Genomic DNA, 8,644 nt, shown 5'->3' on the forward strand with positions numbered 1-8,644 from the left:
GTATCCGCCGCGGATACCGGGGCCGACGTTTGTGCGGAGACCGGCTCAGAAGGTGAAGTCCGCCGAACCGCCGCTCTGGCTGCCGACGCAGTGGATGTCGTTGCCCGCCACCGGATTGTGCACCTTGATCGACCAGTTCGCGGCACTCGGCGTGCCGGTGGTGGTCTTCAGTCGCAGGGCGGTGCCGGCGGGGATCCGCACGGGAGCGGAGAGCGGGCCCATGACCATCGGTGGGACCGGGCCCCAGGCCGGGTGGGTCGTGCCCGCGAAATCGAACACCGTCCCGACGCCCGATCCGCCGCTGCTGGTCTGCACGGTGCGGAACACCATCGTGGCCGAGTTGGGCGCGATGTTCGCGGGGTTGCTGATCGTCAGGCCCAGTTTGAGCTTCTGCGGCAGGGAGGGGCTGGGCGCGCTCGACGTCAGCGCCCCGGAGACGAACGCGGGACCGGCGAAGACCATGCCACTGGAGTCGTCGCAGCTGATGGCGACCGACCTCGATTCCGGCGGAATCGCGTACGCGGACGTGGACAGCACGGTCACCGCGGCCCATGCGCCCGCGGTGCACGCGACGGCGGTCGTGGCGAGCCTGGAACGAATCATGTGGGGTCCTTCCCCGGTCGGCCGATCATCGAGGCGGTCGGCGAAGTGCCGATACACGGGCAACGCCCGTCGCGGCGACCCGAAGGCCGCCACGACGGGCGCGAGGTGCGTTCGGAGCCGAGGGCTCCGGCTCCCTGGTCGAGAGCCGGTCGGATCAGAACGTGAAGGTCCCGGCCTGGCTGCCGGTGCAACGGATGTCGGCCGCCGGCAGACCCGGGAACGACGCCTGGATGCGCACCGAGTAGTTCGTGGCGGTCGGGGTTCCGGAGGTCGAGACCATGTTCGTCGTGGTGCCCGAGGCGATGCGAGAGCCGGCGGCGACCGGGCCGAGGGTGATCTGGCTGCCCGGGTTGGGCGGGATCGGCCCGTTCATCGGCGGGTTGACCGTCCCGGAGAAGGTGATCCCGCCGGTGAACAGGATCGTGGTGGTGAGCGTGTTGGGCGCGATGGAGACGGGCGCCGTCATCGACGACGTCAGCTTCATCTTCTGCGCGTTGGGCGCACCCGGGTCACTGGAGAAGAGGGTGCCCGTGCCACCGGACGCCCAGACGGTGCTGCTGAGAATGTCCACACACGTCATGCCGCTGACGCCGTGACTTTCCGGCGGCAGGGCCGAGGCGGTACCCGAGAGGGCCATCGTGGCCGCGAAGGCACCCGCCGTGCAGGCGATGCCGACCGAGGCGATCTTGGAACGAGACATGAAGGTAGTGCTCCTTTCACGGCTTTCCGAACGAAGACACGCCCGCCCGACCACCCGCGGTGGGCAGGGCTTTGGTACCGCCGGCCGGTATCTCGACATCGACAGGTGCAGCGATGCCGCTGTTACCGCAGAAGGATCCGCATTGCTTCGAGTTCGGTTCCCCGGCAAGGGAGAGTGAAGCGGGATGCCGAAAAGAAGTCAATGCCTATTGTCCATCTTTGCATTGCCAAGTGATCATCGACTACCTTCCAACCATATTGACCAAGACCTGTCGCCCATTGCCAATGATCATCAATTACATATTTTTGATCATGGTGACACGCGTCACTATACAGGCTCGATTACTTACTGTGATTCCAGTCGTTTGAATGCCCATCGAAAACAAAAAGACAGCGTCGCGCGGATGACTTCGGCCCTCGGATCCGCCGCTTTCCGATCATGTAATCGGCGACTTCCGGAGCGCCTCCGACGAGGCCATCGGCGGGGCGGCTCGCGGCCGGCCCGGCAATCCCGCCCTTCCGGCCGCCGGACGTCCGGGCCTCGGGTCCGTTCCTTCCCGCCGCACCGAGCCACACACGGGCCCGAGGAGCCACGTTCGCGCCGATCGGGTACTCGCGGACCACACCCCGCCCGGCTTACCCCGGAGAAGGCAAATACGCGACCCGCCCCTTGCATGCGAATCGCGGTTTATCGAATTTTCCGCCCGTGACACGTGACACCGGATTCAAACGGTCACACTATTTCCGCCCCGCCCCCGTCGCACCGAAAGGGGCGGGACCCGGGAAACAAAAAAACCTGCCCGGGCGGCGCGAACGCCACCCGGGCAGGCTTTTGGCAGCAGCAGACCGTCACACCCGCGTCCTCGGCCCGGTCGGGTACTCGCCGGGAGCACCCGACCGGAGAGGCGACTAGAAGCTGAAGTCGCCCGAGGCCGCGTCCTGCTTGCCGGCGCAGTAGATGTCGACCGACGAACCGGAAATGGTGGTGTTGATCTTCATCGACCAGTTGGTGGCGCTGGGCGCCCCGGCCGAGGTGTCCTGCAGACGCACGGTGGTGCCCGCGGCCAGGCGCGCCGTGGCCGGGATCGCCCCGAGGGTGATCGGGTTGCCGGCGTTCATCGGCGGGTTGACCGTGCCGACGAAGTCGCGGATGGTGCCCGCGCCCGCGCCGGTCTGGACCGTGCGGATGACGGTGGCCAGCGAGTTCGCCGGGATGGCGATCGGCGCCACCATCGGCGACGCGAGCTTCATCTTCTGCGGGTTGGTGCCGCCCGGGTCGCTCGACGTCAGGGTGCCGGCGCCGCCGGTGACCCAGGTCTTACCAGTGCTGTCCTGGCAGGTCAGCGTCACCCCCCGGGAATCGGGAACCGCGTGCGCCGTACCGGACAGGGCCACAGCCGCCGCGAAGGCGACGGTCACGCAGGCGATACCGGTGGTGGTGATCTTGGAACGGGACATGGTGGAACTCCTTGTCGTCGATTTCCTGAGACCTGGTGGTGGCGCACGTTCTCCCTGGCCTGCACCGCAGGCGGAAACGGTGGAGCTGCCGGCGGGCATCCCGACGTCGACCGCCACAGGGGACGGCCGAGGTGATCGGGATCCGGGTCGGGGCGCTTCGCCCCACGCTTCGGGGCCCCTCCGGCACAGCCATGAGTGAAACTGCGTAAGCGGAAGAAGTCAATACGGTTTTGTAGACGAATCAACCGGGCAAGAACCAGCATTCGAAGAACCCGACCCATTGACCCGGTCGCCTTTGGAAAGGGTTTCCTTCGAGGGTTTATCAAAGTTGATCATGGTGACACGTGACACCAAGATGATCACCATTTGCGCATTGCTTCCTGGGGCTTTGTTCGCTAGATCTTCGGCACCAGCACCACGTCGGAGTTCGCCTTCCCCGTCCCATTCCACGCTTCTCGGTCATCGCTTCCGACGTCCGTATCCGACGGACGAACGTGGCGGTGATCGGCGAATCGGCAGCCATCGGGCACCGCCGGGGCGAGCCGGACCTCCGCACCACGCGTCACTCGGCACTTCCCCACCCGGCTAGGAGAACCGTGTCCCGAATACGAAGAATCGCTTCCCGCAGACTGGTCGCCGTCGCGGCGGCCGCGGCAGTCGCCGGCACCGGCGCGCTCGTCGCGATCGCCCCCTCGGTGCAGGCCGACACCGTCGACTACGCGACGCACTGCACCAACCCGTACTCGAACCCGCCGGACGGCAACGTCAAGATCGACCTGGTCGTCACCCCCTCCAAGAGCACGTACCAGGTGGGCGACGTGGTCTCGGTCGAGTGGCAGTGGAAGCTCTACCCCAAGGCGCCGACGTCGATCCCGGTCGTCGGGAAGGTGCCGAAGGACTCGACCTACCCGGTCGGCACGGTGAAGTTGACGGGCGCGCAGACCGGCAACTTCGCCATTCAGGGACCGCAGATCAACCCCGAGGCGCTGCCCGGTCAGGACCTGATCCTGAGCAACCCGGTCGGCTCCTTCACGCTGACCCAGGCCGGCCAGGTCGGGCTCACACCGGACATCTACTCGACCTTCACCACCGCGGTCGGGCAAAAGGTCGAGACCAAGTGCTCGCCGATCAACCCCATCGCGGTCTCGCGCACCCTCACCGTGGAAGGCCCCTCGACGGGCGCACCCACCCTGAGCGCGAACCCCGGTGAGTTCAACGCCGGTTCGCAGGTCGCGCTGTCCGGGACCAACTGGGCCGCGGGCACCCCCTCGGTCGAGCTGTGCGACGCGAACGGCGCCGCGTGCCTCGCCAACAAAATCGCGGCGAACAGTCTCGTGGTGGCCAACGGCGCGCTGTCCGGCCACATCAACACGGTCGCGACCGTGCCGACCGGCAACTACAAGCTGAAGGTCAAGGTCGGCGCCGGCGAGGCGCTCACCCCGGTCAAGATCAACGCGGTCGCCCGGACCATCTCGCTGAGCCCGAACCGCGGTCCGGTGGGCACCGGCGTCACCATCACCGGCAAGAACTTCAACCCGAACATCTACATCCTGGCCTACGGCCGGGACGCGGCCGGGAACCTGCTCGACGACACGCTGGTCTACGGCCAGTCGGCCGCCGACGGCTCCATCGTGATTCCGGACTTCGTCGCGAGCATGGGCTCGATCACCTCGATCATCCTGATGGAGGGCACCGACGAAACCACCCTGGTGAGCGCTCCGTTCACCATCGGCGCGGCCCTGCCGGCCACCCTGTCGGCGTCGCCGGCGTCCACCCACGCGGGTGGCACGGTGGCGGTGTCCGGCAACAACTGGACCCCGAACGGCACGGCCACCGCGTCGTTGTGCGCGGCCGACGGTTCGGCGTGCAGCGCGGCCCGGATCAGCTCGGGTCCGCTCACGATCGCCGCCGACGGCGCGCTGGCCGGCAACGTGACGATCGCGGGCAACGTGGGCGAGGGCACCTACAAGCTCAAGCTCAGCGACGGCGGCGGCAACTCGGCGCTGACCGCGATCACCGTGCAGCGCCGCTGGCTGGAGTTGGACAAGACCTCGGGCAGCCCGTGCACGTTCGTCCTGGTCACCGGGCACGGCTACGGCTCGCTCGCGTGGGTCAACGTCAACGGTCTCGCGGGTGACTCCAAGACCAGCGACTGGGCCGGCGCGTGGGCCAACGCCAACGGCGACTTCAGCATCTGGATCCTGATCACCAAGTCGAACACGACCGGGATCATCGCCTCGGAGACCTTCCACTCCGACCGGCTGGCCACGACCCCGTTCAAGGTGACCTGACCGGGCCGGAAAGCACCTCGCTCGACGCACCACACGCGGAGGCCGCCGTCCACCCCGGACGGCGGTCTCCGCCGCGTTTGCGGAACCGGAATACACCATTCCCATCCCGCCTTCGCCGGAAGTCGATCTTGGTGACACGTGCCAACGGGATTCCCGCGGAACAGTTATTGACTTTGTCAGCGATTACCGGATGAATACGGTGTCGGACCATCTATTGCCGACCACCGCCACGTACCCCGCACATTCCGGACGAGGGTCCGGCCGACCTCGCCCTCGCGGCGACAAACGCCGCAGGTCATTCTCCCCGGATGTCGAAGTTCTGCTCCACAGTGGCGGTAGGCATATTCCATCCCGGCGAGGAGAATAGTGTCCCGAATGCGAAGAATCGCTCCACGCAGAAGCACCGCGCTGATCGGCACGCTGGCGATGGCCGGTACCGCCGGTCTGATCGCGCTCGCACCATCCGCCTCGGCGGCCCCGGTCGACTACCGCGCGCACTGCACCAACCCGTTCCTGGACAACATCGCCGACGGTGACCTCAAGATGGACATCCAGGTCACCCCCGCGAAGGCCACCTACACGGTCGGCGACCAGGTCACCGTGACGTGGAAATGGCTCAAGTACGGCGTGGTGCCGATCAACACGCCCTTCGGCATCCACGTCGGCGAGAACAAGGCGCTGCCCAAGGGCGAGGTGCTGCTCACCGGCGCACAGACCGCCTCCGTGCCGGTGGAGGGTCCGCGGATCAACCCCGACGCCGCGCCCGGCGAGGAGTTGAAGCTGTCGGACATGACGGCGAGCATCACGCTCACCAAGCCCGGCACGCTCAACCTCGCCCCCGGCAACTACACGTCGTTCGTGGACGCGGGTCTCGGCAGCGACGTCGCCACCGCGTGCACCCCGGTGACGCCCGTCGCCCCCGGCACCACGATCAACGTCGAGGGCTCCAGCACCGCGGACCCGACCGTCACCGCGACGCCCGGCGAGGTCAGCGCGGGTGGTCAGATCACCATCGCCGGTGACAACTGGCCCGCCGGCACGCTGACTCCTGAGCTGTGCGCCGCCGACGGCTCGGCCTGCGACGCCGCCAGGATCTCCGGCAACACCCTCGCGGTCGGCGCGGGCAACAAGCTCGCCGGCACCGTGACGGTCCGCAACAACGTTGCCGCCGGCGACTACAAGGTGAAGGTCAAGGGCAGCGGCGTCGAGGCGCTGAGCGGCGTGGTCAAGGTCAAGGCGGTCGAGCGCAAGATCTCGCTCAGCGTGGACCACGGCCCGGTCGGCACCACCGTGGTGATCACCGGCTCCGGCTGGACCCCGGGCAACTACGTCCTGGCGTACGGCATGGCCGGCGATGTCCAGGACGACGACGTCAGCGCGTACACCGAGGCCGCCGCGGACGGGACCATCAACATCACCGACCTCGTGGTGAGCAAGGACAACATCACCGCGATCAAGGTGAACGAGGGCTCGGAGGACACCACGGTGACCGCGCCGTTCCGCGTCACCGTTCCCGGTCGCGACCTGAGCCAGACGGTGACCGGCAACGTCGTCGCCGGCGGTCTGACCATCACCCAGGAAGCCGGCGCCATCAAGCTGTCGGACATCACGCTCAACGGCCAGGCGCAGAACATGACCGGCGCGCTGAACACCGTGACCGTGAAGGACTTCCGCGGCGGCAACACCGGGTGGACCCTCACCGGCTCGGTGTCCGACTTCGGCAACGGCAGCGGCGGCAAGATCGGCGCCGACAAGTTCACCTGGACCCCGAAGGTGACCACCGGCGCCGGTTCGCCGAGCACCGCGGTGCCCGGTAGCGCGGGCCCGATCGGCACCGGCGCCACCCTGGCCTCGGCTCCGGCCGGGGCAAGCACGGGCGGCACGTTCTCCGCCGACGCCGACCTGTCCCTCGCCGTCCCGGCCTACCAGGCCATCGGCACCTACACCAGCACCCTGACCCTCTCCATCAGCTGATCCGCGTCCCCGAACACCCGGACGGCCCCCACGACTTCGGTCGCGGGGGCCGTCCGCATGTCACCCCGAGCCCCCGCCCACACCGAAGCCCACCCCGCCGCGCGCACCCGTCGGTGCTCGAATGGACATGCGCTTCGAGCCGCGATCCGTAATCATTGACTCAGCCAAACATCCCGTCGGGGGCCACGTCGTCGGATCGCTCGCCCGACGGCTCCTCGCGTGATGTGGCCACCGATTCCGCACCCCGGCAAGGAGTTTCGTGCACCGCACCAAGCACATCACTCGTCGCGCCCTGATGAGTCTCGCGGCGGCGATCGCCGTCGCGACCACCGGCCTCGTGGTCGCCGCCGCTCCGGCCGGCGCCACCGCGGTGGCGTTCCCGGAACGCTGCGTCCTCGATGGTCCCACCCGGCCCATATGGGGCTCCGACGAGCCTCGGGTCGACCTGACGGTCCTGCCGGAGAAGTCGGTCTACAGCGCCGGTGAACTCGTCACCGTGACATGGCACTGGCGAAGCCGGCCGTCGATCCCGGTCCCGCCCGGCGGCGGACGCCCGCTGGGTGTCCGCGCCGAGATTCTGGTCGACGGCCCCGAGCCGACCACCTTCACCGTCTCCGGGCCGCCGCGCCCGCAACCGGCATCACCCGGAGCAAGCATCGATGTCGACGACCTCACCGGCACGTTCCGGCTTTCGGCGAGCGGCCCGATCACGCTCACCCCGGGCGCCTACACGATGTTCGAGAATCTCTCACCCCTTCCGGTGATGACCTGCTCCCCCATCACCCGGCCCGCCGTCTCCCGCACCGTGGACATCGGTCCCGGCCCCACCCTCGAGGTCACCCCGACCCGGATCGTCACCGGGCAGCGTGTCGAATTCACCGGTGAGGGCTGGCCCGACGGCAACGCCCGCGTCGCGGTGTGCGCGACACCGACCGACGTCTGCCCCCCGGAATGGGTGGGCTCCGCCACCGGCAGTGCCCGAGACGGGCACCTGACCGGATTCGCGACGGTCGACGTCGACACGTCGGGATCCATCCCCGTGCTCGACCGGGTGTATCTTCGCGTCATGGTGGGCACGTTCAGCGCGAGCCGGGAGCTGACCAGGGCGTCCGCGAACCAGTCCGGCAGCGCGCGGATCACCGGGACGGTCCTTCCCGGCGGCCTGACCCTTCGTCAGGAGGCGGGCACGGCAAGGCTGTCCGACATCACCCTCGACGGCACCGCGCAGACGATGAAGGGCGCCTTGAACCCCGTCACCGTAACCGACGTGCGCGCCGGTACGCTCGGCTGGTCGCTGACCGCCGACATCTCGGATTTCACCTCGCCCGACGGTGGCCGCATTCCGGCCGAAGGATTCACCTGGACGCCCTCGGTCCGCACCGAGCCGGGTTCCCCGAGCACCGCCGCTCCGGGCTCCCGCGGCCGGATCGCCGGGGGAGCGACGCTCGCCTCCGCGCCCGCGGGAGCCCGCGGCGGCGGTACGTTCACCGCCCACGCCGCGATCGACCTCGCGGTCCCCGCGTACCAGAAGCCGGGCGCCTACAGCGCCACGCTGACCCTGTCGATCGGCTGACCCACACGCGCCCCGATACGACGGCGGCCCGCACACCGGTGATTGG

The 8,644-nt window shown here is 68.4% G+C and carries 6 protein-coding genes; 3 read left to right on the forward strand and 3 right to left on the reverse strand.

What is annotated here, in order from left to right; translation table 11 throughout:
• Positions 1 to 45: 45 nt before the first annotated feature.
• The 3 genes from ACFRCG_RS47825 to ACFRCG_RS47835 form a co-directional block, all read right to left on the reverse strand.
• Positions 46 to 603, reverse strand: a complete 558-nt coding sequence (locus ACFRCG_RS47825; RefSeq protein ID WP_380042972.1) for a hypothetical protein — start codon at positions 601 to 603, stop codon at positions 46 to 48.
• A 154-nt stretch (positions 604 to 757) separates the two neighbouring features.
• The gene (locus tag ACFRCG_RS47830) at positions 758 to 1,303 is read right to left on the reverse strand and encodes a hypothetical protein (protein WP_380042973.1); all 546 of its coding nucleotides are present in this window, start codon (positions 1,301 to 1,303) and stop codon (positions 758 to 760) included.
• Between the two features lie 908 nt (positions 1,304 to 2,211).
• Positions 2,212 to 2,760: a hypothetical protein gene (locus tag ACFRCG_RS47835; RefSeq protein WP_380042974.1), complete on the reverse strand. Its 549-nt coding sequence runs from the start codon at positions 2,758 to 2,760 to the stop codon at positions 2,212 to 2,214.
• A gap of 596 nt (positions 2,761 to 3,356) precedes the next feature.
• Here ACFRCG_RS47835 and ACFRCG_RS47840 point away from each other — a divergent pair.
• The 3 genes from ACFRCG_RS47840 to ACFRCG_RS47850 all read left to right on the forward strand — a co-directional run bounded on the left by ACFRCG_RS47840 (position 3,357) and on the right by ACFRCG_RS47850 (position 8,598).
• Positions 3,357 to 5,051 (forward strand): hypothetical protein, encoded by a 1,695-nt coding sequence (locus ACFRCG_RS47840; RefSeq protein ID WP_380042975.1) that lies wholly within the window; start codon positions 3,357 to 3,359, stop codon positions 5,049 to 5,051.
• Positions 5,052 to 5,426: 375 nt separating this feature from the next.
• Positions 5,427 to 7,025 carry a hypothetical protein gene (locus tag ACFRCG_RS47845; protein WP_380042976.1) on the forward strand — a complete coding sequence of 533 codons (1,599 nt, stop codon included), beginning with the start codon at positions 5,427 to 5,429 and terminating at the stop codon, positions 7,023 to 7,025.
• A 259-nt stretch (positions 7,026 to 7,284) separates the two neighbouring features.
• Positions 7,285 to 8,598 carry a hypothetical protein gene (locus tag ACFRCG_RS47850; RefSeq protein ID WP_380042977.1) on the forward strand — a complete coding sequence of 438 codons (1,314 nt, stop codon included), beginning with the start codon at positions 7,285 to 7,287 and terminating at the stop codon, positions 8,596 to 8,598.
• The last annotated feature ends 46 nt before the right edge of the window (positions 8,599 to 8,644 follow it).

Source organism: Embleya sp. NPDC056575 (assembly GCF_042793325.1).
GTDB lineage: Bacteria > Actinomycetota > Actinomycetes > Streptomycetales > Streptomycetaceae > Embleya.

Coding starts and splice junctions, on each gene's coding strand:
- ACFRCG_RS47825 (WP_380042972.1), bottom strand. CDS start 603: ATGATTCGTTCCAGGCTCGCCACGACCGCCGTCGCGTGCACCGCGGGC.
- ACFRCG_RS47845 (WP_380042976.1), top strand. CDS start 5,427: ATGCGAAGAATCGCTCCACGCAGAAGCACCGCGCTGATCGGCACGCTG.
- ACFRCG_RS47835 (WP_380042974.1), bottom strand. CDS start 2,760: ATGTCCCGTTCCAAGATCACCACCACCGGTATCGCCTGCGTGACCGTC.
- ACFRCG_RS47830 (WP_380042973.1), bottom strand. CDS start 1,303: ATGTCTCGTTCCAAGATCGCCTCGGTCGGCATCGCCTGCACGGCGGGT.